Origin of the sequence: Bradyrhizobium sp. 215_C5_N1_1 (assembly GCF_052075935.1) — a bacterium.
GTDB lineage: Bacteria > Pseudomonadota > Alphaproteobacteria > Rhizobiales > Xanthobacteraceae > Bradyrhizobium > Bradyrhizobium barranii.
This window is the reverse complement of the sequence record NZ_CP197228.1, coordinates 7494487-7516714: the sequence shown is the minus strand read 5'-3', so window position 1 is coordinate 7516714 and position 22228 is coordinate 7494487. Positions and strand designations below refer to the sequence as shown.

The 22228-nt window shown below is 65.2% G+C and carries 20 protein-coding genes and 1 tRNA gene; 12 read left to right on the top strand and 9 right to left on the bottom strand.

The window, feature by feature from the left end; all coding sequences use genetic code 11:
* The first annotated feature begins 541 nt into the window (after positions 1 to 541).
* Positions 542 to 1753: a GGDEF domain-containing protein gene (locus AB7G19_RS35930; RefSeq protein WP_085400465.1), complete on the top strand. Its 1212-nt coding sequence runs from the start codon at positions 542 to 544 to the stop codon at positions 1751 to 1753.
* A gap of 33 nt (positions 1754 to 1786) precedes the next feature.
* Positions 1787 to 2413 carry a peptidoglycan recognition protein family protein gene (locus AB7G19_RS35925; RefSeq protein WP_085400466.1) on the top strand — a complete coding sequence of 209 codons (627 nt, stop codon included), beginning with the start codon at positions 1787 to 1789 and terminating at the stop codon, positions 2411 to 2413.
* A gap of 111 nt (positions 2414 to 2524) precedes the next feature.
* Here AB7G19_RS35925 and AB7G19_RS35920 read toward each other — a convergent pair whose 3' ends face one another.
* From AB7G19_RS35920 to AB7G19_RS35905, 4 genes are all read right to left on the bottom strand, one after another.
* Entirely contained in the window at positions 2525 to 2917 is a 393-nt protein-coding gene (locus tag AB7G19_RS35920) for a hypothetical protein (protein WP_441268757.1), read from the bottom strand.
* Positions 2918 to 3206: 289 nt separating this feature from the next.
* On the bottom strand, positions 3207 to 3548 hold the full coding sequence (locus AB7G19_RS35915; protein ID WP_063985480.1) for a hypothetical protein: 342 nt from the start codon (positions 3546 to 3548) through the stop codon (positions 3207 to 3209).
* A gap of 388 nt (positions 3549 to 3936) precedes the next feature.
* Positions 3937 to 4836 carry an RNA polymerase sigma factor RpoH gene (rpoH, locus tag AB7G19_RS35910; protein WP_014492123.1) on the bottom strand — a complete coding sequence of 300 codons (900 nt, stop codon included), beginning with the start codon at positions 4834 to 4836 and terminating at the stop codon, positions 3937 to 3939.
* 216 nt (positions 4837 to 5052) lie between these two features.
* The gene (locus tag AB7G19_RS35905; RefSeq protein ID WP_063985479.1) at positions 5053 to 6060 is read right to left on the bottom strand and encodes an RluA family pseudouridine synthase; all 1008 of its coding nucleotides are present in this window, start codon (positions 6058 to 6060) and stop codon (positions 5053 to 5055) included.
* Between AB7G19_RS35905 and AB7G19_RS35900 the strand changes: the two genes are divergently transcribed.
* The 4 genes from AB7G19_RS35900 to AB7G19_RS35885 all read left to right on the top strand — a co-directional run bounded on the left by AB7G19_RS35900 (position 6059) and on the right by AB7G19_RS35885 (position 7904).
* A complete protein-coding gene (locus AB7G19_RS35900) occupies positions 6059 to 6403 on the top strand; it encodes a hypothetical protein (RefSeq protein ID WP_063985478.1) in 345 nt (114 codons plus the stop codon). The two genes, AB7G19_RS35905 and AB7G19_RS35900, sit on opposite strands and share 2 nt — an antisense overlap.
* A gap of 98 nt (positions 6404 to 6501) precedes the next feature.
* A complete protein-coding gene (locus tag AB7G19_RS35895) occupies positions 6502 to 7092 on the top strand; it encodes a DUF2846 domain-containing protein (protein WP_085400470.1) in 591 nt (196 codons plus the stop codon).
* 141 nt (positions 7093 to 7233) lie between these two features.
* Positions 7234 to 7308, top strand: a tRNA-Glu gene (locus AB7G19_RS35890).
* A 62-nt stretch (positions 7309 to 7370) separates the two neighbouring features.
* Positions 7371 to 7904 (top strand): 2'-5' RNA ligase family protein, encoded by a 534-nt coding sequence (locus AB7G19_RS35885; protein ID WP_085400472.1) that lies wholly within the window; start codon positions 7371 to 7373, stop codon positions 7902 to 7904.
* A gap of 80 nt (positions 7905 to 7984) precedes the next feature.
* Here the strand turns inward: AB7G19_RS35885 and AB7G19_RS35880 are convergent, their stop codons facing one another.
* The gene (locus AB7G19_RS35880) at positions 7985 to 8980 is read right to left on the bottom strand and encodes a tetratricopeptide repeat protein (RefSeq protein WP_161495799.1); all 996 of its coding nucleotides are present in this window, start codon (positions 8978 to 8980) and stop codon (positions 7985 to 7987) included.
* A gap of 284 nt (positions 8981 to 9264) precedes the next feature.
* Between AB7G19_RS35880 and AB7G19_RS35875 the strand changes: the two genes are divergently transcribed.
* Together AB7G19_RS35875 and AB7G19_RS35870 are read left to right on the top strand one after the other, a co-directional pair.
* Positions 9265 to 10755, top strand: coding sequence for an amidohydrolase family protein (locus AB7G19_RS35875; protein ID WP_244623205.1), 1491 nt, complete (start codon positions 9265 to 9267; stop codon positions 10753 to 10755).
* A 4-nt stretch (positions 10756 to 10759) separates the two neighbouring features.
* The gene (locus AB7G19_RS35870) at positions 10760 to 11689 is read left to right on the top strand and encodes a CobW family GTP-binding protein (RefSeq protein ID WP_085400477.1); all 930 of its coding nucleotides are present in this window, start codon (positions 10760 to 10762) and stop codon (positions 11687 to 11689) included.
* Positions 11690 to 11723: 34 nt separating this feature from the next.
* On the opposite strand, the gene AB7G19_RS35865 is transcribed toward AB7G19_RS35870, so the two are convergent.
* The gene (locus AB7G19_RS35865) at positions 11724 to 12101 is read right to left on the bottom strand and encodes a tautomerase family protein (RefSeq protein ID WP_085400479.1); all 378 of its coding nucleotides are present in this window, start codon (positions 12099 to 12101) and stop codon (positions 11724 to 11726) included.
* Positions 12102 to 12272: 171 nt separating this feature from the next.
* Between AB7G19_RS35865 and AB7G19_RS35860 the strand changes: the two genes are divergently transcribed.
* Entirely contained in the window at positions 12273 to 12872 is a 600-nt protein-coding gene (locus AB7G19_RS35860; RefSeq protein ID WP_063985470.1) for a TetR/AcrR family transcriptional regulator, read from the top strand.
* A gap of 142 nt (positions 12873 to 13014) precedes the next feature.
* Here the strand turns inward: AB7G19_RS35860 and AB7G19_RS35855 are convergent, their stop codons facing one another.
* Together AB7G19_RS35855 and AB7G19_RS35850 are read right to left on the bottom strand one after the other, a co-directional pair.
* Complete coding sequence (locus AB7G19_RS35855; RefSeq protein WP_135215193.1) at positions 13015 to 13488, bottom strand: hypothetical protein; 474 nt, start codon at positions 13486 to 13488, stop codon at positions 13015 to 13017.
* Between the two features lie 11 nt (positions 13489 to 13499).
* Entirely contained in the window at positions 13500 to 13850 is a 351-nt protein-coding gene (locus AB7G19_RS35850; RefSeq protein WP_244623207.1) for a hypothetical protein, read from the bottom strand.
* Between the two features lie 447 nt (positions 13851 to 14297).
* Here AB7G19_RS35850 and AB7G19_RS35845 point away from each other — a divergent pair, with 447 nt between their 5' ends.
* The 3 genes from AB7G19_RS35845 to AB7G19_RS35835 all read left to right on the top strand — a co-directional run bounded on the left by AB7G19_RS35845 (position 14298) and on the right by AB7G19_RS35835 (position 21429).
* Positions 14298 to 15980: a methyl-accepting chemotaxis protein gene (locus AB7G19_RS35845; RefSeq protein ID WP_085400483.1), complete on the top strand. Its 1683-nt coding sequence runs from the start codon at positions 14298 to 14300 to the stop codon at positions 15978 to 15980.
* 194 nt (positions 15981 to 16174) lie between these two features.
* Positions 16175 to 19477 (top strand): acetyl-CoA carboxylase family protein, encoded by a 3303-nt coding sequence (locus AB7G19_RS35840; protein ID WP_085400485.1) that lies wholly within the window; start codon positions 16175 to 16177, stop codon positions 19475 to 19477.
* A gap of 95 nt (positions 19478 to 19572) precedes the next feature.
* Complete coding sequence (locus tag AB7G19_RS35835; protein WP_085400487.1) at positions 19573 to 21429, top strand: sigma-54-dependent Fis family transcriptional regulator; 1857 nt, start codon at positions 19573 to 19575, stop codon at positions 21427 to 21429.
* 195 nt (positions 21430 to 21624) lie between these two features.
* Here AB7G19_RS35835 and AB7G19_RS35830 read toward each other — a convergent pair whose 3' ends face one another.
* Positions 21625 to 22179, bottom strand: coding sequence for a flavin reductase family protein (locus tag AB7G19_RS35830; RefSeq protein ID WP_094183977.1), 555 nt, complete (start codon positions 22177 to 22179; stop codon positions 21625 to 21627).
* Positions 22180 to 22228: the final 49 nt, after the last annotated feature.

Sequence of the window (22228 nt, the reverse complement as noted above, 5' to 3'; positions counted from 1 at the left end):
TTTACCCGACGCCCGGGCGGAGCGAGGCTCCACCCGGGCAAAGAACATGCTGGCTACTTCTTCTTCGCGGCCTTCTTGGCCTTTTTCTTCGTCGCCTTCTTCGCCTTCTTCGCTTTCTTAGCCATAGTATCCTCTCAAGGGTTCATGGTTAAACGCGACACGAGGGATGCTCGGCGGAGGGCCAGCCTCGCAACATCCTCGACCACAAACTCAGCAGATTCGCGGGCGGCTGCCCCGTGCTGTCACATCTGTGTCATTACGTTATCCACAGCTCAGATGCATTTTCGGGTGATTTTTGCCCGCGAATCCGCATCGCAATGCGCATCGGCGTGGCCGCGCAGGGAGGCCGCGACATGCCTAACGATCCGATAATCGCGGCGCACTGTTCATGAATCCAAAACCAAGGGCGAGCTTTCGCAGATCGCAGTGAGGTTCCGTTAAGTGCAATCCGCGCATTCTTCCCCGCAAGAACGCGGGGAAGGGTCATGGACGAACGGCTGCCAGAGACGGGGGGGGCGACGCTGCGCGTGCCGCACGCGCCATGCTGAACGTACCGACACTCTGGACGGTCTTCGTCGTCAACTTCCTGGCGCTTGGCCTGATCTGGGCCTACGTGACGCGCTCCTATCCGAAATTTGCAGCGGCGCGATTCTGGATGGCATCGTCGTTCGTCGGCGCCGCCGGCGCGATGACAGCCCTGGTCCGCCTGTTCGTCGCCTCTCCCCTGCCGCTTCTTGTCGGCGCTGCCGGTATCATCGCGGCGAGCTGCCTCGCCGCCATGGGCATTCAGCGCTTCTATGACCGGCCGGTCTCATGGCGCGTCATGGCCGCAACGGGGGTGCTAAGCCTCGCCGGCGTCGTGTTCTTCATGGTCGGCTTCGAGCACATGCAGCTGCGCATGCTCAGCTACACGCTCGGCCAGGCCTTGCCGCTGGTGCTGGCGCTGCGTCTGCTCCTGGCGCCGCCGGAAGGCCGCGTCAGCCCGGGTGCGCGGCTGTCCGGCATCGTCATCCTCACCATCATCGGGATCTTTGCGGTTCGCACGCTGGGCAATCTGCTCGGCCACGATTTCTCGGCGCGCGCCGGCGGTCAGGCTCATGGCGTCATGGTGCTGGGCCTCCTGTTCCTGTCGATGACGCTCAATTTCGGCTTCCTGCTGATGGCGATGGATCGCCTGCGCAACGAGGTCGCCGACCTCGCGCTGCTTGACGATCTCACGGGCGTCGCCAACCGGCGCCATTTGTTGCAGCGCCTGTCCGAGGAATGCGCCCGGTCTGAGCGCAGCGGCGAGCCGTTCTCGCTGCTGGTGATCGATCTCGACGGCTTCAAGGCCATCAATGACTCCCATGGTCACGCCGCGGGCGATGCCTGCTTGCGGCACTTCACCCTGATGGCGCAAACGCGGCTGCGGCCGGGCGACATGCTGGCCCGCACCGGTGGCGACGAGTTCTGCGTCGTGCTGCCGTCCTCGTCCCTGCGCGAGGCTGCCGCGATCGCCCGCCGCGTGCTCGAGGTCTGCCGCCAGGACGCCGCGGCCTGTACAACCAGGGACATCCCGATCGCGATCTCGATCGGCGTTGCCGAATGGGACCGCGGCATCGGCCAGTTTCCGGACCGCCTCATCGCCCATGCCGACCACGCCCTCTATGCCGCCAAGAAAAACGGCAAGAACGACTTTGCCGTCTACGATCCGGCTCCGCCGCTCTCGCCTGAGCGGCCCGGGCTCGGCGAGGCCACGCGCAAATTCGCATAAAGCCTGCTAGGATTGGGTCCGCCTTGGACCCGTATGATGATATTCCGCCTGCTCGCGACTTTTCTCGCCGCCCTTCTTCTGCTCACCCCAGCCGCCGCAACGGACGCCGAACTCGCGAAGATCGCGCGCGTCTCCGGCACGCCTGACATTCCCGGCCTGAAAATGGTCTGGCTCGCGCCATGGGGCGATGTCCGCGACGCCCATCCCTGGCGCAACATCATCGTGCACCAGACCGAGGGGCCGACAGGCTCGGCGCGCGGCGGCGCGGCGGAGCAGTCGAAGAACCCGACGCGCCGCGGCGTCACCGTGTGGGTCGAGACCGACGGCACGGTCTATTGGGCGGTCGCCGAGAACCTGGTGCCGACCCATGGCGACGGCGCCAACCGTAACGACAACAAGTACATCGACAACAGATCGACCTATCGCCAGGTCGTGCGCGACAACTCGATCGGCGTCGAGTTCGCCGGCAACTATCCGGATGTCACCACAGGCCCGACCGAGGCGCAGGTCGCGGCATGGAAGATCCTCGTGAAGGTGCTGCGCGCGCGCTACGGCATCCCGCTCGACCACGTCTATGCGCACAACTGGATCGACTACAAGGACGCCCGCTATTGCGAAGGCTGTTGGCTCGCGACGCTGGCGCGGACTTGGGGGGAGTGACGAGCAGGCGCGTCCGGCAACCGAAGGCCGAAACCTCCGGTGCCGGACGGCCATCGAGAGCGATCGCTATCGGCTCTCATCGCCATCCTAAGTCCACCGGTCTTCCCGGGCTCAGGGGAATGCCGTGGGAAGATCGGCGGAAGGCTTCGTGACGATCTGGTGCGCGTCGCGCCAGATCACTTCGCGCTGGCGTGAGGTTGTAATCGTGCGCACCGGCAGGCCGCCCTCCTCGAGCAGCCAAGCGCAGTAGCGCGCGCAGCTGACAGCCTCGCGGGCTTGAGGATCGAACCAGCAAATGCCCCAGATCGAATCGCGCCGCTTGAAGTGACGCGCGATGCGTCCAGGAAGCGGCAGATGCTGCGCGAACCAATTGAACTGGTCCGAGAGCTCATGCCGGATCCAGTCCGGACAGTTGTTTCGCTGGACATACCAGGACGCACGAAAGAAGCCGCTCTCCACGCGACTGTGCGGGTGGATGAGCGGTGTAACGAACCGCAAATGCATGACGACACGGCGCGACGCCTTGTTGCGTCGCGCCCCTCGCAGCCAGATGCAATGAATGGAGAACAGCGCGCGAAGCGGCGTTCAGCTTATGACCGATTGCCGATCAAAGAGTTCGGCGGTCAGAACGTATCGATCTACTTTTCATGCCGCCTCCCTTGGTTGCGCTGAACAACAAAGGCGCGATAGCGCGCCGGGCGGCAGCACATACATCAGCAATCGTCCTGCGGCAAGCGTGATCGACAAGGACGATTGAGCGGGAAGCATTCATGACGCGCTCCGGAATGACGAGCTAAACCGGCTGCGCCATCCAGCCGAACAGCCGTCGCATCAATCCCGGCCGCCGTGGCAATTCCGGCGGGCCGTCCGACGCCAGCACGCGTTTGAAGAAGTAGTCCAGGAACACCATGTCGTTCGGCTCGGTGACGGTGAATTGTTCGTCGCCGAAGAACACGCTGTAATTATAGAAGAACGGGCCCATGAGCGGGATCGTCGCGGTCGAGGCATAGTCCTTGGAGATGACGAACTCTGCGGGATCGAGCCCGTGCTCGCGCATCGCCTGCTCGACCAGCGGCAGCTTGCGCATGAACTGGGCGGAGAAGCCGCCGACGGTGGATTGCAGGATGATCGACACGGTTGGTGTCCGTTCAGTTGAGGCCGCCGGCCCGATCATTCTGGGTCGGTCGACCGGACGCGCGGGTTCAAGGCAAGCCCGGTTCTACGTCGGCCAGGGGAAGGAGACTGTGACGGCGGTCTCACTTGGCAGGACCTTCCGCCACAACCACCGCTGTCATCGCCCGGTTCAACCGGGCGATCCAGTATTCCAGGGGCCTGCGTTCGAGATCTCGCTGCCGGTACCGGTTCAAGCCGGGGCATGACAGCGAGTGCGGCGCGCTTCGCATCGCGCAGAGAAAGCACGGCGGATCACTCAAACAGAGCATCGCCACAAACAAAAAGCCGGCGTTGCCGCCGGCTTTCTGTCTCTTGTCGATCCGCCAATATCTACCGCGAGAAGAGCCCGCTTAATGCGCGGCTTCCAGCGCGGCCTGTTCCGCCCGTGCGATCGTGCCCTTGACCGCGGCCTGCACCTTTTCGAAGGCGCGGACTTCGATCTGGCGGACGCGCTCGCGCGACACGCCGAACTCGGCGGCAAGGTCTTCCAGCGTCATCGGCTCATCGGCGAGGCGGCGCGCCTCGAAGATGCGGCGTTCGCGCGGGTTGAGCACGCCCATGGCGCCGTTCAGCGCGTCACGGCGTTCGTCATACTCCTCGTGCTCGGCCAGCATGGCTTCCTGGTTGGGCGTGTTGTCGACCAGCCAGTCCTGCCATTCGCCGGCTTCGCCGTCATCGCGGATCGGAGCGTTGAGCGACGCGTCACCACCGAGGCGACGGTTCATGTCGATCACGTCCTGATCGGTGACGCCGAGGCGCTTGGCAATGATCTTCACCTGGTCGGGGCGGAGATCGCCCTCGTCCAGCGCGTTGATCTTGCTCTTCGCCTTGCGCAGGTTGAAGAACAGCTTCTTCTGGTTCGCGGTGGTGCCCATCTTCACGAGCGACCAGGAACGCAGGATGTACTCTTGAATCGACGCCTTGATCCACCACATCGCGTAGGTGGCGAGACGGAACCCCTTTTCGGGTTCGAAACGCTTCACCGCTTGCATGAGGCCGACATTGCCTTCCGAGACGACCTCGGAGATCGGCAGGCCGTAGCCGCGATAGCCCATGGCGATCTTGGCCACGAGGCGGAGATGGCTGGTGACGAGTTGGTGCGCCGCGTCGCGATCGTCATGCTCACGCCAACGCTTGGCGAGCATGTATTCCTGCTGGGGTTCCAGCATCGGGAACTTGCGGATCTCGGCGAGGTAGCGAGAAAGGCCGGATTCTCCATTGAGGACCGGCAAAGCAGCGGTACGGGCCATGATGAAGCCCTCCAAGGTTCAGGCCCCCGATAGCGGCGGGCCAGGCAGACGACCGCTGTGTTAAAGCCGGCCGTAGCTGCGATGTTCCGTTGGTCATTTCCAACGCAAGCGCAATATACCCCAAGGGGGGTCAAAAAGGGAAGGATTGCTGACGTCACGTCCCCGTGTGGCAGCTATAACTTTTTGTAATGTAACGCTTTTCCAAGGTGGCCTGCGTCATAGCGCCGCTTTCAGAGCGCCCTGAAGGAGAAGCAAATCCTTCGGCAGAGGCGCTTCCCAGTGGAGTAATTCTCCGGTTCTCGGGTGCTCCAATACCAGCAAATAGGCATGCAGGGCCTGCCGTCCAAGCGTGGCCAGAGTCGCCTGCGACTCCGGGCCGAGGTGGTTCGCCTTGGTCTTGAAGTGCGGGCCATAGACGGCGTCGCCCATCAGGGGATGGCCAATATGGGCGAGGTGGACGCGGATCTGGTGGGTGCGTCCGGTCTCGAGCTCGCAGGCGAGCAGGGAGGCGATCGGCTTGCCGTCACGCCCCGCAAAACTCTCCAGAAGCTCCCAATGCGTCACCGCCTCGCGGCCGCCCTGGCGCACCGCCATCTTCTCGCGCGCATACGGGTGGCGGTCGATCGGCGCATCGACGGTGCCGCGGTGGCGTCCCGGCAGCCCCCAGGCGAAGGCCATGTAGCCGCGGCGCATCGCGCCCGTCCGGCCGTGGTCGGCGAATTGCGCGGTGAGCGAGGCATGGGCGAGGTCGTTCTTGGCGACTACCATCAGCCCGGTCGTGTCCTTGTCGAGCCGGTGCACGATGCCGGGCCGGCGTACCCCGCCGATGCCGGAGAGCGAGCCGCCGCAATGGGCGATCAGCGCGTTGACCAGCGTGCCGGTCTCGTGCCCGGCCGCGGGGTGCACGACGAGGCCCTTCGGCTTGTTGAGGACGACGATGTCGTCGTCCTCGAACACGATATCGAGGGCGATATCCTCACCCTTGGGCTCCGGCGGGGCCGCCTCCGGCACGTCGATTGTGATCGTATCGCCGGATGTGACGTGATAAGCGGGGTCGCGGATCGCGGCGTCCTTGAGGCTCACCGCGCCCGCCAAAATCAGGGCTTTCAGCCTCGATCGCGACAGGTCGGTGAGGTGCGCCGCCAGCACGCGGTCAAGCCGAGCCGAGCCCTCGTCGCCGGCGACGACAACTTCCAACCTTTGCGCAGAGCCTGAGCTATCCATGACGACGTCTGATACCGCTGTTCCCGAACCGAGCCCCGAGCAGGCCGCGCTGTTCGCGCGGGTGCGGCGGATGATGCTGATCGCGGGGTTGACCACGGCGCTGGCAATCTGCGCCGTCCTGATCGCGGTGGGCTACCGCCTTTTCAAGTCGGAGGGAAGGGCGTCCGAAATGGCCGGCGACGTCACCGCCGCCCTGCCCAAGGGCGCCAGGATCGTCTCGACCGGGGTCGCCGGCGACCGCCTCGTGGTCACGCTGGACGTTGGCGGGGTCATCGAGATCCGCACTTTCGACGCCCACACCCTGAAGCCGGCCGGAAAGCTGAAATTTGCCAATGAGCCGTAGGGCTGGCCGCGGCTGTTGATCGTTCTCCGGTCCAGTTTGTCTTGCCGCGCAACTTCTGATTTAGCTCTCGGGCTTGGGAAGTTGGGCTGGGACTGGGAATGGGACGTATCAAGTCGCGCGTCGTCGCAATTGCACTCGTTGTCGGGTCGTACGGATGCGCTGGATTTGCGGCGCTCGCAGAGCCGGCCAAGCAGCCCACAGCGCCAGCCAGGCAGGCTGGACTTGCCGCGCCGGCCAAACAACCCGCGGCGCAGGCCAAGCCAACGGGCTCGCGGAACGCACGGCTCTATTTCTTGCGCGAGAAGGGCATTTTCGGCGCGATGGGCGGAATGGCGGCCTCGTCGGAAATCCTGATCGACGGCAAGTCCGTCGGTAAGGTCGACATGGGGACGTTCTTCTTCGTCGACCGGCCGCCGGGCGTCCACAAGATCGCTTCCCACATGAAGATGTCGATGACGGACTATGAGGTCGAGGTCCCCGTCGAGGCCGGCAAGACGTATTATTTCGGCGTCGGGACGCAGCGGACAGGCGCCATCGGCCAGGACCTGCTCAACCAGGCCGTCGCCGGCAGCAGCGGCCAGCAGATCCGCTCCTCATCGCCGTTCAAATCCGCCTTTGCGGGCGCGGGCCTGTTCCGCCTTGAGCCGGCCGCGGGCGCTGCGGCGATCGAGAAACTGAAGCAGCCGTGAGTGTTCCCGGCGGTTTCGTAGGGCGCGCGGCGGCCCGCCGCGCAATTAAGCCTAAGCCGCATTGACCGTGCATATCCGGGGTTCTCGCCCCCGATCGAGGCTTGCCGCCGACAAAATTCGCGGCTATGTCCTGTCCCTCACGCTCCCTTCGTCTAGCGGTTAGGACGCGGCCCTCTCAAGGCTGAAACAGGGGTTCGATTCCCCTAGGGAGCGCCATTGCCTTGAAGCTACCTTCCCTTGATCTCGATTTGATTGTTCCCCCCGCTGGGTGAGCGCTTGTGGCATTGGCGATCAACGTTCGAGCCGATAACAATTCAGCAAGTGAGATCGAGCGGCTGTGGGATCAGGTCGTAGCGTTCGAAGTCGAGCCCTCGATGCGCGCCCTTGGCTATCGGCCACATTTTACATTTGCGATCTACGACTCGCCTGCGATCGACGAAAAGATAGCATGGGCCGCCATGCTGGCGGCCGTTGCTGGCGAAGCGCAATTTCGCATCGAGTTCAAACGGATTCGTTGGTTCGCAGGCTCGCCTCTCGTTCTCTGGGCGGAGCCGAGCTCCAATGAGGCGCTAACCCGCATCCACAGCTCGGTCAGCGCCGCAATCGACCCGGCGCATTGCCGCCCTCATTACCGGCCCGGGGCATGGACGCCGCATTGTACGCTCGGCTTGCGCATCGCCGATGAGCGGCGTGATGACGCGATTGCTTTTGCGCGATCGTTTGATCGAAGCATGGAAGTGCTGTTCGACGTGGCAGATTGCGTTACCTTTCCGCCGGTTCAGGTAATCGCTGAGCAGCGATTGCCCCCGTAGTCGATGGCACGGCCACGGCGGGCAAGGTCGGTAGCTTCGACGCCAAGTCGCTAGCAAACATGTTGCAGGCGAAGGCGCGATCACTGCGCCTGCAATCGCTTCAGGTCGGCAATGGCGGCACGATACTCTCGAAACGAGGTCGGGCATCCGTCTCGCGCGGCTGCAAACTCGTTCCGGGCCGCCACTGTATCTTTGCTCTTGAGCTGAGCGATCCCAGCGTAATAGTGTGCCTCGCAAGTTTGATCTGAATTCCTGGCCGAAGCCAGGGCTGCGGCGGGCGTGATCCGGCCGACAAGCAATTCGCCGACGGTTCTCGGCCAATCCCTGAGCTGGCCCTTGTCGAGTGCAGCGGACAGCGCGATGCCGGCATCGGCAGATCGTCCCTGCATCCGCGCCACCGATCCCCAAATCACGCCGTAGCCATCGGGATCGGAAAACCGCGCCTCCCGGTCGTAGTCCGAAGCGGCATCCCTGAAATCGCCTCTCCGATAGTACGCATCTCCCCGGGCCGCGTAGTAGTCAGTCGCGACGCGATCGGCCTCCGGACGACTCACCTCCTGGTCTTTGGCAAAGGTGGTGTTCTTGTCGGGTCCAAGCCTGATGGCATCGGTGAAATCCCGGATCGCCTCGTCCAGCCTGTCCTCGGACATATAAATCTGCCCGCGAATGAACCGGCTTGCGGCACCTGAGGGATCAAGATTGATGGCCTCGGTGAGCGAAGCGATTGCGCGTGTGGTGTCGCCCTTTTTGGCCAAGGTCAGTCCCAGCTCGTGATGAGCGTAGTTGTTCTTCGGGTTGAGCCTGACCGCCTCGGTGAAGTCGGCTTCAGCCGCATCCATGTTGCCGAGTGCAAAATTTCCGAAGCCATGCTTGAGCAATGCCATGGATCTTGCACCGGGAGGTAGTCTGGCGTCCTGGGAGAGGCTGCTGCACGCTGCCATCATGCGCGGGACATCGGTGCTGTCCTGACAATCGTTCAGGTCTTGTGGGGTGGCCGCAAACGCGCTTGCCGCCGAGACGACGATGGAGATGATCAAAGCTGCCCTGCAGCTGATGCGCAGGCCCTGATTTGACATTGCAGACATTTCGCTCCCTTGCACGACACACTTGGCCGATGATCCCGACGCAGGCAACGCGACCTGCCGCGACGACAACCTTATAGAGATCTTTTCCATCATTCTACCGGAGGTTTGTTGGGCCGTTGCCCTTCGGGCAAGGCACGCCGCGAGGTCGCGAGCGCATGCAGCATCGGCATCAGTGCCGGTAGTCGTTCTCCCCAAAATCTGCACTATGCGCTCCGCGCCTCCGGAGCTTCTGCAGGGCTTTCGGAGGTTCTGGCAATAGCATGCGGAGTGACGACATGAGCGGTTTGGTGATCTCTGGCGGCCGGGTGGTGGATCCCGCGAGCGGAATGGACGCCATCGGTGATGTAGCGGTGATGGACGGCAAGATCGCCGGCGTCGGCACGGGCCTCGGCGGCGCCGAGCGGGTGATCGACGCGACGGGGCTCGTGGTCGCGCCGGGCTTCATCGACCTGCACGCGCATGGCCAGTCGATCCCGGCCGACCGCATGCAGGCGTTCGACGGCGTGACGACGACGCTTGATCTCGAGGCCGGCGTGCTGCCGGTCGCCTCCTGGTATGAGCGCCAGGCGCGGAAGGGACGCGTGCTGAACTACGGCGCCGCCACCAACTGGGCCTTTGCGCGCATCGGCGCGATGACCGGCTCGAATGCGGAGAGCTCGCTGGAAGCGTTCGGCAACGCCATGCGCGATCGCCGCTGGATGGACAACGTCGCCAGCGATGCGGAGGTCGCCGGCATCCTCGAGCGTCTTTCGCGCGGCCTGAACGAGGGCGGCATCGGCATCGGCATCCTGAACGCCTATGCGCCGGGCGCCGGCGTGCAGGAGCTGACCGCGGTCTGCCAGCTCGCGGCCAGGCAGGACGTGCCGACCTTCACCCACGTCGCCTACATGTCGCGCGTCGACCCCGAAAGCGCCGCGGAAGCCTATATCCGCCTGATCGGCTATGCCGGCGCCACCGGCGCGCACATGCACATCTGCCATTTCAACTCGTCGAGCAAGACGGATATCGAACGCTGCCGCGTGCTGGTCGAAAAGGCGCAGGCGCAGGGCTTGCCCATCACGGTCGAAGCCTATCCCTACGGTACCGGCTCGACCGTGCTGGCCGCGGCCTTCTTCAGTGATCCCCAGTTCGTCGAGCGCAACGGCACCGGTTACGATTCAGTGCAGCGCGTGACCGACGGTCACCGCTTCCGCGATCGCGAGGAGCTGCTGAAGGCGCAAGCCGAAGAGCCGTCCTCGCTGGTGCTCTGGCACATCCTCGATACCGACAACAATGCGCATCATCGCGATCTGCTCGATATGTCGGTGCTGTATCCCGGCGGCGCGATCGCGTCCGATGCGATGCCGTGGACGACGTCGGACGGCAAGACCTACACCGGCGATGCCTGGCCGCTGCCGGATGACGCCACCTCGCATCCGCGCTCGGCCGGCTGCTTCACGAAGTTCATCCGCGAATGGGTGCGCGAGCGCAAGGCCGTGTCGCTGCTCGAAGGCGTGCGCAAATGCGCGCTGATCCCCGCAGAGATCCTTTCGCAAAGCACGCCCGCGATGCGGGCCAAGGGCCGCCTTGCCAAGGACGCCGATGCCGACATCGTCGTGTTCGACTACGAGAAGCTCTCGGACCGCGCGACCTTCACGGCGATGAACCGCCCCTCGGACGGCGTGCGGCATCTGATCGTCAGCGGCCAGCCGCTGATCAGCGATGGCGTGCTGGACGTGGCGGCGCGGCCCGGCCGCCCCGTGCGTCGCCCCGTCGTCGAGGGCTGATCCCATGCCGGTCCCCATTCTCCTGGTGACGGGCTTTCTGGGGGCGGGCAAGACCACGGTCGTCAACCATCTGCTGGCGAACGCGGAGGGACGGCGTATCGCGGCAATCGTCAACGATTTCGGCGCGATCAACATCGACGCGGAGTTGATCGCGGGCGCGAGCGACGGCGTGGTCAGCCTCGCCAATGGCTGCATCTGCTGCTCGCTCGAAGGCGATCTCCTGCGCACGCTCTCGACGCTGCTTCGGCGCGATCCGAAGCCCGAATATATCGTCATCGAGACCAGCGGCGTCGCCGATCCCGCCGACATCGTCCGCAACCTGATGGACCCCGTGATCCTGCGCGAGGCGCCGCTGGAAACGGTGCTCTGCGTGATGGATGCGGCGACGCTACCTGCGGCCCTGGATGATGCGCTGATGCGGTCGCAGCTGCGCGCCGCCGATATCGTGGCGCTGAGCAAGCTCGATCTGGCGGACGAGAGCGCAGGCGCCCGCATGCGCGAAGCCATCCGCGCGCAGCGTGTCCCCGCCGTGGTGGTCGATGCCAGGCACGGCGAGATTCCGTCCGCGCTGTTGTTCCCCGCGGCTGTTGATCGCGCGCCCGCGCCGCGCGACCCTGGACCACGACGGCCGTCCGAGGAGCGCTTCGAGACGCTGAGCTGGACCTCGGATCAGCCGCTGTCGCTGCAGCGCCTGCAGCCGGCGATCGGCCGCCTGGCGCCAAAGCTTGCGCGCGCAAAAGGCCTGTTCGAGACCGTCGAGCAACCCGGGCGCCAGATGGTGTTTCAGTTCGCCGCCGGCCGCGCGACGCTCGCGACGGGCGGTGCACCGGCGGAAGGCGTGCCGCGATCGCGGATCGTCTTCATCACCGAGCTCGGTGTGCTCTCGAAGGCCGAGCTCGACGGGATCATGGCGGCGTGCGTTGCGGGTGGGTGAAGCAAGCGATCACGCCAGAAGCACGCCCCTCACTTCACGCGAATTGCGCGATGCCGTTTCCGACGGACCAGTTCTCCGCGGGGGCATCGAGCACGTTGACGAACACGTCCTCCGGCCGGATGCCCGGGTTTTCGCCGAGTAGGTCTGCGATCCGCCGGTACAGCACCATCTTCTGCTCCGCCGTGCGCGAAGCGAACACGGTGATCTGGATCAGCACGGCGTCGTCGCTGCGTTTGACGCCATAGGCATTGCCGCAGCGGAAGTTCGAGGCGTCATGCTCGCTGATGGTCATGAACTCGTCGCCCTCGGGCACGTTCAGTGCCTCGCGCATGGCGCGGTACAAACCATCGAGGATCGCCTGCCGATAGGCTTCCGGTTTGCCGGCGCGCATCGAGATGTGAAGGAGAGGCATGGGCGGGTCCCTTTTGGCATGCGAGCCCGATCGGCCAGGGCGCACGCAAGCGCCGGCCGTTGGGCCCATTGACGGAACGGGCTATCAATCCCAATTAGTTTTTGACACGATGTCGAGAAAACACGTTATTGACATCGTGTCAAATATTTTTGCCGTACCGAGGAGCAGGATTTGAGGCCGCGCGAATTCGACCACGACGACGTCCTGCGTATCGCGTTCGACCAGTTCTGGCGCAAGGGCGTGCGCGGCACGTCGCTGTCGGACATCGCGCGCGATGCCGGTGTTCAGCGCGGCAGCCTCTACAATGCCTTCGGCAGCAAGGAGGCGCTGTTCCTCCAGGCCTATGAGCGTTATGCGGGCGATTATCTCCTCGCCCTGCAAAAGGCGCTCGGCGCGGGCTCACTGCGAAAACGCCTTACCGCGTTCTTCGACCTGACCATCACCAACTTCCGCTCGGGCTCGCCGCCGCGGGGATGTCCGACCACGCGCGGATTGATGGAGCTCGGCGCGGCCGAAGGGGAGGGCTTGGATGAAGACGCGCGTCAGGCCTTTGCGGGCCTCATCTCGCGCATCACCATGCTGGTTCAAGAGACGTTGGCGGCAGGCGCAGAGCGCGGCGAGTTCAATGGCAATCCCGCGGCCGCAGCGCTGCATATCATCACGGTGACGCGCGGCCTTGGCGTGCTCGAACGTGCCTTCGGCGACGAGCCGCAGCTGCGCAAGATCGCGGCTCACACCATCGATCTCGTGCTTGGCAAGAAGGGCGGTTAGGCCAGGCCGCAAAACGACGACCCCAGCGGTGGTGATCCCTGGGGCCGTCTGGAGGTTTTATGGAGGGCATCGAACACTGCGTCTCCATGGCGATGTTGATAGCGCAAGGTCGCTTGAGATGCGACTAGAACCCATCAAAGCGTCAGCACAAGGCAAGCGCGTTGACGGCCCGCGTCGTCGCGATCTCGTTCTCGTTCCCGACGTACTGGCAAACGATGGATTCGAGTTCGCCCGGCTGGTTGCGGCGTGCGACCGCCAGCAGTCGCATCAATTCCGCCTCGTCCTGCGACAGGCGCCGGCACGAGGGCGGCATGAAGCACAGTTCGCACGGCCGGCCGCTGCGCAGGATCCTGACGAGCGCAGCAGCGCGCGCCACCAGCAGCGGACTGTCGGCGATGCCCGGCGCCTCGTCGGCGAAGCGATAGGCCGCTTCCCAGCAATCGGAGGCGCCGGTCGTATAGGCCGCTCCGATGAATCGGAACAGCGACAGCGCAACGCGGGAAAATTCATCGTAGCTCTCGACGCAGGGACGCGCCGCAAGCGCGGCCTGGAGCGGACAGAGCCGCGGCTGGCCGGCTGTTTCGACTGGCGCAGAACCGCACGTATCGTGGAGCATGAACGATCCCGTCAGTGCAGCGTGGGACTTCCGACCAGCCAGCTCTTCATTGCCATCGTCCGGTCATGGTCGAAAGACTGAACGTGTCGGTCGGGCAGGATGAGGCCGGCCATGCGGAAGATCGTTGCAAGCCCCCGCACGGGCGCGAGAGCCCAATCGGCACCGACCGGCGGCAACCAGCTCTCGAACTGCTCGCGCGCGACGTCGATGCGTTCCTGTTGTGCCGCGGCGATCGCCCGCAAGATTCCGTGCTCGCTGTCCGACATCTTCGGACAGGTCGGACAATGAACTTCGATGGCCGTATGCGCCGTGCACGCGAAGATCTCGATGATGGATTCTAGCGACGGCACGGCGTCGCCCACGCGAAAGTGGTCGTACACTTGCTGGATATCGGCCGCAGTCGGAACGGCGCTTCCGCTGCGTGCCTTGGCCCGAAATCCCCAGATGAAAAGCCGCTCCGCCGCGCACAGCGCAGGAAGGTCGAGGGACTTGCCATATGTCGATTGATGCATTGAGCCTCTGGCCTTCTGTGCAGCTCACGCCACAGCTGGCGCTGATGATCTGCGCCGATCGTTCCGCCAGAGCCGACCGCAAGTCAACGCTCGCAGCGGCGATATCGAGGTCTTCTAGATCTAAAGAGCCGGGATCCCGGATGCAGCCAAGCCTCGCCAGCCTGCCAAGTCGCACGCCGCGCGCCGGCTGCCTCCAACGCAATTTCGTGGGGATTTGGGGAACCCGAATGCTTAAAGCTTCGCTAAGGGGTGCGGGATAAACTGGCATATCAGCCCTTCCAATTCTTGCGAGCTCCGATGTTTTTCTCCCGCATCAGTTTCAAGCTAGTCCTGATTGTCGGCATCAGCCTCCTCGGCATGATCGCTCTGGCGCCGATCGCGCTCTCGACCCTGCGTGCGCAGATGATTGCCGACCGCCAGGCCAAGACGCAGCACATGGTCGATGTCGGCTACGGCATCCTGGCGCACTATCAGAAGCTCGAGAGCGAGGGGAAGTTGCCGCGCGAGCAGGCGCAGGCCGCCGCGATCACAACGATCAAGAGCCTGCGTTATGACAAGGTCGAGTATTTCTGGATCAACGACATGGCCCCCAAGATGGTCATGCACCCGATCAAGCCCGAGCTCGACGGCAAGGATCTCTCCGGCATGAAGGACCCCGCCGGCAACGCGCTGTTCATGGGCTTCGTTGACGTCGTCAACAAGCAGGGCGCCGGCTTCTACAGCTATCTCTGGCCGAAGCCGGGCTTCGAGCAGCCGGTCGGAAAAATCTCCTATGTGAAGGGCTTTGCGCCCTGGGGATGGATCATCGGCACCGGCATTTATCTCGACGACGTCGACGCCGTTTTCCGCCAGAACGCGACGACATTCGCCTACATTTGTCTGGCCGTCCTGGTCCTGGTGCTGGCCTGCTCCTTCGTGATCGGCCGCAGCGTGACCCGGCCGCTCGCGAAAATCACCGCGCTGACCGAGCGACTCGCCGCCGGCGACAGCGCGTTCGAGGTGCCCTACACCGGCCGCAGCGACGAGGTCGGCGGGCTCGCCAAGGCGCTTGCCGTGTTCAAGGACAATGCGTCGGCGGTGAGCCGCATGCATACCGAGCAGCAGGAGACGAAGCAGAGGGCCGACGACGAGAAACGCAAGACGATGGGCGATCTCGCCGGCAAGTTCGAGGCGAGCGTTCAGGCCGTCGTCCGCGACGTCTTCACCGAGGCGCGCGCGATGCAGCAGGCCGCGCAAGGCATGTCGGAGACCGCGAACAAGGCGACCGACCGCGCAAGCTTCGTCGCGACCGCCTGCCAGCAGGCGTCGAGCAATGTGCAGACGGTGGCGTCCGCCGCCGGGCAGCTGTCGTCCTCGATCACCGAGATCAGCCAGCGTGTCGCGCAGGCTGCAAGCGTGGCCGACAAGGCGGCCGCGGACGGTCAGCGCACCAACGACACCGTGCAGGGGCTGGCCGCCGCCGCGCACAAGATCGGCGAGGTCATCGACCTCATCAACCAGATCGCCTCGCAGACCAACCTGCTCGCGCTCAACGCCACCATCGAAGCGGCGCGCGCCGGCGAGGCCGGCAGGGGATTTGCCGTGGTCGCGAGCGAGGTGAAATCGCTGGCGAGCCAGACCGCGAAGGCGACCGACGAGATCGGCGCGCAGATCACCGCGATCCAGGCCGAGACCAACCAGGTCGTCGGCAACATCGAGAGCATCCGCAAGACCATCATGGAGGTCAACGAGATCTCCTCGTCGATCGCCGCCGCGGTCGAGGAGCAGGGCGCCGCGACGCAGGCGATCGCCCACAGTGTGCAGGAGGCGGCGTCCGGCACCGACCAGGTCTCGCAGAACATCTCCGGTGTCACCGACGCCACGGCGGAAACGGGCCAGGCCGCGGGCCTCGTGCTGCAATCGAGCGGCCGGCTGTCGCAGAAGCTGCAATCACTGGAGAACGAGGTCAGCACCTTCGTTGCGGGCGTGCGGGCCGCCTGACATCGCGCTCATACTATCTGCCGTGGCGCGGATTATGCGCCTCGTCGCCGCGCGCGCCGGCAACTGATATTCCGGCCCGCGGGACCGGCTATTGCGACGGGCGTTCTCGCCCTTGACGAGCGCGGTTAAAGTGAAGAAGCAGGATCATCGAACCTGCCGACCCGCGCCTCGGCCCGCGGGCATGGAGACGCCGCATGTCGTTCAAGAAACTCCTGATCGCCAACCGTGGCGAGATCGCCATCCGCATCGCGCGCGCGGCGGCCGATGCCGGCATCGCGACGGTCGCGATCCATCCGGCCGATGACGCGCTGTCGCTGCACGCGCGTGTTGCCGACGGGGCGGTCGAAATCCCCGGCCGCGGCGCACGGGCCTATCTCGATATCGAAGCGGCGGTGAAGGCGGCGAAGAGCGCCGGCTGCGACGCGGTGCATCCCGGTTATGGCTTCCTCAGCGAGAATGCCGCGTTCGCCAAGGCCTGCGCGGATGCGGGCATCGCCTTCGTCGGGCCGAAGCCGGCCGCGCTTGAACTGTTCGGCGACAAGGTCGCGGCGCGGCAACTGGCGAAGCGTTGCGGCGTGCCGATCATCGCCGGCACCAGCGGGCCCTCGTCGCTGGAGGAGATCACGGCATTCTTCGAATCCCTCGGCAAGGGCGCGGCGATCGTGATCAAGGCGATGGCCGGTGGCGGCGGCCGCGGCATGCGCGTCGTGGAGAATGCCGCCGATCTCGCGGAAGCCTATGCGCGCTGCCAATCCGAGGCCAAGGCGGCGTTCGGGTTCGACGGCGTCTATGCCGAGCGCCTGATCCGCCAGGCCCGCCACATCGAGGTGCAGATCATCGGCGATCGCCACGGCGCGATCTCCCATCTCTGGGAGCGCGAATGCACCATCCAGCGCAGGCACCAGAAGCTGATCGAGGTGGCGCCGAGCCCGTCGCTCAGTGACGCCTTGCGCGGCCGCATCATCGAAGCTGCGAAGCAGCTCGCGACCGCTGCGTCTTACGACAATCTCGGCACCTTCGAGTTCCTGGTCGACGGCACGGCCGAGGACAGCTTTGCCTTCATCGAGGCCAATCCGCGGCTTCAGGTCGAGCATACCGTGACGGAGGAAGTGCTCGGCCTCGACCTCGTCCGCGCCCAGCTCGCGGTCGCCGCCGGCGCAACATTGGCATCCCTTGATCTGGCACAGGGCGCCATCCCAAAGCCGCGTGGCTATGCCATGCAGCTCCGCGTCAACATGGAGACGCTGGACGAGCTGGGGGCGACGCATCCGACCGGCGGCGTGCTCGCCGTGTTCGAGCCGCCGTCGGGGCCCGGCGTCCGCGTCGATAGTTTTGGTTATGCCGGCTATAAAACCAGCGCGGCGTTCGACTCCCTGCTGGCCAAGGTCATCGTGCACACGCCGGGCGAAGCCTGGCACGACGTCGTGGCAAAAGCCTCGCGCGCCTTGCGCGAGTTCAGGATCGACGGCGTCGTGACCAACATCGCCTTCCTCCAAGCCGTGCTCGCACATCCCGATTTCAGGACTAACCGCATCGCGACCGATTTCATCGATCGCAACATCGCAAAGCTGGTCGAGGCGGCCGATGGCGCGGCAAAGCCGCTCTATTTTGCCGCGACCGAGCGAAGCGGCCATGGCGCGGAGACGCACGTCGCGCAGATCGTGCCCGAAGGCGCGGTGATGGTCGCTGCGCCCTTGCAGGGAACCATCGTCATCATCCAGGTGAAGGAAGGCGAGATCGTGCGCCCGGGCCAGCAGCTCGCCGTGATCGAATCCATGAAGATGGAGCATCTGGTCATGGCCGAGCAGGGCGGCCGCGTCATGAAGCTCGTCGCCGGCGATGGCGTGACCCTGATGCATGGCGAACCAATCATGTATCTGGAGCCGCTCGACGTCGCGGCCGATGCGTCGGCAGCGGAGGCCGATGTCGATCTCGACCACATCCGCCCTGATCTCGCCGAGATGATCGCGCGCCAGGCCAATACGCTCGATGCGAACCGGCCGGCCTCGGTCGAGCGCCGCCGCAACACCAACCAGCGCACAGCGCGCGAGAACGTCGCGCAGCTCGTCGACGACGGCTCGTTCATGGAATATGGCAGCCTTGCGATCGCAGCGCAGCGACGCCGCCGCAAGCTCGACGATCTCATCAAGAGCACACCGGCCGACGGCCTCGTGATGGGTGTTGCGACGGTGAATGCCGAGAAGTTCGGCGCCGAGGGCGGCCGCTGCATCGTCGTGGCCTACGACTACACCGTGCTCGCGGGCACGCAGGGCCACATGAACCACAAGAAGATCGACCGCATGCTGACGCTGGCGGAAGACTGGCGTGTGCCCTTGGTGTTTTACGCCGAAGGCGGCGGCGGCCGGCCCGGCGACACCGACCGACTCGGCATGACCGGCCTCGACGGCCCGTCCTTCGTGCAGTTCGCACGGCTCTCCGGCCTCGTGCCGGTTATCGGCGTGGTCTCCGGCTACTGCTTTGCCGGCAACGCCGCGATGCTCGGCTGCTGCGATGTCATCATCGCTACCAGGAACGCCTCGATCGGCATGGGCGGTCCGGCGATGATCGAAGGCGGCGGTCTCGGCGTCTATCATCCGGCCGAGGTCGGCCCTGTTACGTTCCAGTCGCCGAATGGCGTCATCGACATCCTGGTCGAGGACGAGGAGGAGGCGACGCGGGTGGCTCAAAAATACCTGTCCTACTTCCAGGGTGCGGTGACGGAGTGGCAAGCGGCCGACCAGCGCCTGCTTCGCCGCGCCATCCCGGAGAACCGCCTGCGGGTCTACGATATCCGCAGCGTCATCGATCTCGTCGCGGACAAGGATTCCGTGCTGGAGTTGCGCCGCGACTACGGCGTTGGCATGATCACCGCGCTGATCCGCATCGAGGGCAAGCCGTTCGGACTGATCGCCAACAATCCGCGCCATCTCGGCGGCGCGATCGATGCCGACGCCGGCGACAAGGCCGCGCGCTTCCTCCAGCTCTGCGACGCCTTCGATCTGCCGATCGTCTCGCTCTGCGATACGCCCGGCTTCATGGTCGGTCCGGAGGCCGAGAAGACCGCGATCGTGCGCCACGTCTCGCGCATGTTCGTCACCGGCGCGAGCCTTACCGTACCGCTGTTCGGCATCGTGCTGCGCAAGGGCTATGGTCTCGGCGCGCAGTCGATGATCGGCGGCGGCTTCCACGCCTCCTTCTTCACCGCGGCCTGGCCGACCGGCGAATTCGGCGGCATGGGCCTGGAGGGGTATGTCCGCCTCGGCTTCCGCAAGGAGATGGAGGCGATCGCCGACCCCGAGGAGCGCGAGACCTATTATCGGAACAAGGTCGCCGAGCTCTATGCCAACGGCAAGGCGGTCTCGATCGCCTCGGTGTTCGAGATCGACAACGTCATCGACCCCGCCGAGACGCGGCGCTGGATCATGGCGGGCGTGCGCTCGGTGCCGAGGCCGCCCGCGAGGACGAAGAAGAAGCGACCCTGCATCGATACGTGGTGAGCGCAGTGCAGCAATAGCTGCGTCCCGGTTCCCGATTGACATCCCCGCCTGTGCTGCCAGACTTTGCACAATAATGCAGGGTGGAGACGTCCGCGATGGCCAGCCTTTCGGCCTCGAACCATGTCGCCCGTGTCTTGTCCGTCGCCAATCACGTGGCCGACGTCGATGCCTCTTCGCGCATCGCCAATTCCTGGCGGCGCTGCCTGGTGAGCCACAAGCTCGACCCCGCCCGCCAGGGCCCGCCGCAGACGCTCACCGAAGCCGAGATTCGCCACGTCGCCGGGCCCATGGAGGAGACGATCAGGCTCGTGACCCCCGAGCTCGACGATCTCGCCCGCGTGCTGCGCGACGCCGGCTACTGCGTCAATCTCGCTGACGTGAACGCGACCATGCTGTTCAGCCGCCTGCCGGCCGAAGCCGACGCAAAGATGTTTCTGGACTGGAAGATCTACACCGGCTCGAATTTCGCCGAGACCTTCGAGGGCACCAACGGGCTCGGCACTGCGCTTGCCGAAGAGAAGCCCATCCTGGTGCATCGCGACGAGCATTTTCGCGCGCAGTGGCACATGTTCTCCTGCGCCGTGGCGCCACTGTTCGATCAGGCCGGCCGGCTCGCCGGTGCCGTGAACATCACCTCGTGCCGCGAGGATCTCGAACGCGCCGGGCATCAGCTCGCGCTCGCGGTGACGATGGAGGCGACGCGGCGGATGGAGGGCGCGATCTTCCGCGGCCATTTCCACAACGCCTGGATCGCCACCGTGCCGGGCGACGGCGGCAGCGGCCTGCTTGCCTATGACGACGATCGCCGCATCGTCGGCGCCTGCCGTTCGGCGCGCGCGCTGCTGGGCCTCACAGACGGCTTGATCGCATCGGGCATCGATCTGTCGCGCTATATCAAGTTCGATCATCACGCGGCGCGTGGTGCGGACGAGGTCGTCGAACTGCGCCGCGCCGACGGCAGCGCGCTCGGGCAGGGACATGTCGCGCCGCCGCTGCGGGCGAGGCCGTCCACTCAGCGTCGTGACGTTCCCGTCGATCGTTTCAATTCGCTGCATCGGCTCGCAGGTCGCGATCCCGGCCTGATCAAAAGCGTCAAACGGCTGAGAAGCATCGGCGACCACAATCTGCCGGTGCTGCTGCATGGCGAGACCGGCGTCGGCAAGGATGTGTTCGCGCGCGCCATTCACGCGGCGAGCAACCGCGCCCGCAACCATTATGTCGCGCTGAACTGTGCGGCGATGCCGGAGAGCCTGATCGACGCCGAGCTGTTCGGCTATGAGGCCGGCGCCTTCACCGGCGCGCGCCGCGACGGCTCGAAGGGTCTGATCGTGCAGGCCGACGGCGGCACGCTGTTTCTCGACGAGATCGGCGACATGCCGATCGCGCTGCAGACGCGCCTCTTGCGCGTGCTCGAAAACCGCGAGGTCTGGCCGCTCGGCGCGCTCAAGCCGGTGCCGGTCGACATCCGCCTGATCAGCGCGACCCATCGCGACCTCGGCCGCATGGCGGAGGAGGGCGCCTTCCGCGCCGATCTCTACTTCCGGCTGCGCGGCATGGACGTGCGACTGCCGGCGTTGCGCGAGCGCGCCGACAGAGACGATATCATCCGCCAGATCGCGCGCGAGGAGGCGCCGGATTGCCGCCTGTCGGACGAGGCCTGGGCGTTGCTCTCGGCCTATCCCTATCCCGGCAACATGCGCCAGCTGCGCCACGTGCTGCGGCTTGCCGGCTGCACCGCGGAGGACGGCGTCATCATGGATGCCGATCTCGATCTGCCTCCGTTCGGTGGGTGGACGGCAGAGCCCGATCTCGCAACGGCCGAGCGCGCGACGATCGTCGAGGCGCTACGCAAGCATGGCGGCCGCGTGACGGAAGCTGCCCGCGCGCTGAAGCTGAGCCGCGCCACCCTGTACCGCAAGATCAAGCAGTTGAAGATCGAGACGGCGCAGTAGCGTTCAGTCGCATGCGGCGTTCTTTCTTCCTCTCTCCCCTTGTGGGAGAGGGTGGATCGCCGCGTAGCGGCGAGACGGGTGAGGGGTCTGCCTCCGCGATTACTCCCTTTCGAGTTTGCGGAGACATACCCCTCATCCGGCGCTTCGCGCCACCTTCTCCCACAAGGGGAGAAGGGAAAACAGCAAGCGAGAAGCTTACGAAAAATCGCTCCAGCTCAGATGCCGCGAATCGAGGTCGCCGACTGAAACGGTGCCGCGGATTTCGTGAGGGACGTGGAAGCTGCTGCGCAGATACACCAGCGGCGCGGCCTCGTCGGAATGCGTGACGCCACGCACCTCGCCGACGAAGATCGAATGCGTCTTGGTCTCGAATTCCTGCGCCAGCACGCAGTCGAATGCGGCGACCGCATCCGTCAGCACCGGTGCGCCGGTCACCCCGCGCGTCCATTGCCCGAACGCAAATCGGTCGTCGCCGTTGACGCCCTTCTGGCCGCTGAAGGTGAGCGCGAGCACGGCGTGGTCCTCGTGCAAGAAGTTGATCGCGAAGGCGCCTTCCTCGCGGATTCGCGCATGTGCGCTGGCGTTACGGTTGACGCAGACGATCAGGGACGGCGGATTGTCCGATAGCGAGCAGGCTGATGTCACAGTCAGCCCGGTGCGCTTGCCGTGCTCGGCGCCAACCGTGACCAGCGCAACCGCGCCGGCGCATTGGCGCATTGCCAGTTTGAAATCCTTTGCGTCGACGCTCACGCCGAAATCTCCGAAACGGGGCGGGTGCGACACGATTGCGCCGCACCCG

Excerpts from the sequence above, each read along its gene's own strand:
- AB7G19_RS35840 (WP_085400485.1), top strand. The coding sequence starts at position 16,175 with ATGTCGTTCAAGAAACTCCTGATCGCCAACCGTGGCGAGATCGCCATC.
- rpoH (WP_014492123.1), bottom strand. The coding sequence starts at position 4,836 with ATGGCCCGTACCGCTGCTTTGCCGGTCCTCAATGGAGAATCCGGCCTT.
- AB7G19_RS35930 (WP_085400465.1), top strand. The coding sequence starts at position 542 with ATGCTGAACGTACCGACACTCTGGACGGTCTTCGTCGTCAACTTCCTG.
- AB7G19_RS35845 (WP_085400483.1), top strand. The coding sequence starts at position 14,298 with ATGTTTTTCTCCCGCATCAGTTTCAAGCTAGTCCTGATTGTCGGCATC.
- AB7G19_RS35835 (WP_085400487.1), top strand. The coding sequence starts at position 19,573 with ATGGCCAGCCTTTCGGCCTCGAACCATGTCGCCCGTGTCTTGTCCGTC.
- AB7G19_RS35880 (WP_161495799.1), bottom strand. The coding sequence starts at position 8,980 with ATGTCAAATCAGGGCCTGCGCATCAGCTGCAGGGCAGCTTTGATCATC.
- AB7G19_RS35895 (WP_085400470.1), top strand. The coding sequence starts at position 6,502 with ATGGGACGTATCAAGTCGCGCGTCGTCGCAATTGCACTCGTTGTCGGG.
- AB7G19_RS35905 (WP_063985479.1), bottom strand. The coding sequence starts at position 6,060 with ATGGATAGCTCAGGCTCTGCGCAAAGGTTGGAAGTTGTCGTCGCCGGC.
- AB7G19_RS35920 (WP_441268757.1), bottom strand. The coding sequence starts at position 2,917 with ATGCATTTGCGGTTCGTTACACCGCTCATCCACCCGCACAGTCGCGTG.
- AB7G19_RS35900 (WP_063985478.1), top strand. The coding sequence starts at position 6,059 with ATGACGACGTCTGATACCGCTGTTCCCGAACCGAGCCCCGAGCAGGCC.
- AB7G19_RS35865 (WP_085400479.1), bottom strand. The coding sequence starts at position 12,101 with ATGCCTCTCCTTCACATCTCGATGCGCGCCGGCAAACCGGAAGCCTAT.
- AB7G19_RS35855 (WP_135215193.1), bottom strand. The coding sequence starts at position 13,488 with ATGCTCCACGATACGTGCGGTTCTGCGCCAGTCGAAACAGCCGGCCAG.
- AB7G19_RS35870 (WP_085400477.1), top strand. The coding sequence starts at position 10,760 with ATGCCGGTCCCCATTCTCCTGGTGACGGGCTTTCTGGGGGCGGGCAAG.
- AB7G19_RS35875 (WP_244623205.1), top strand. The coding sequence starts at position 9,265 with ATGAGCGGTTTGGTGATCTCTGGCGGCCGGGTGGTGGATCCCGCGAGC.
- AB7G19_RS35925 (WP_085400466.1), top strand. The coding sequence starts at position 1,787 with ATGATGATATTCCGCCTGCTCGCGACTTTTCTCGCCGCCCTTCTTCTG.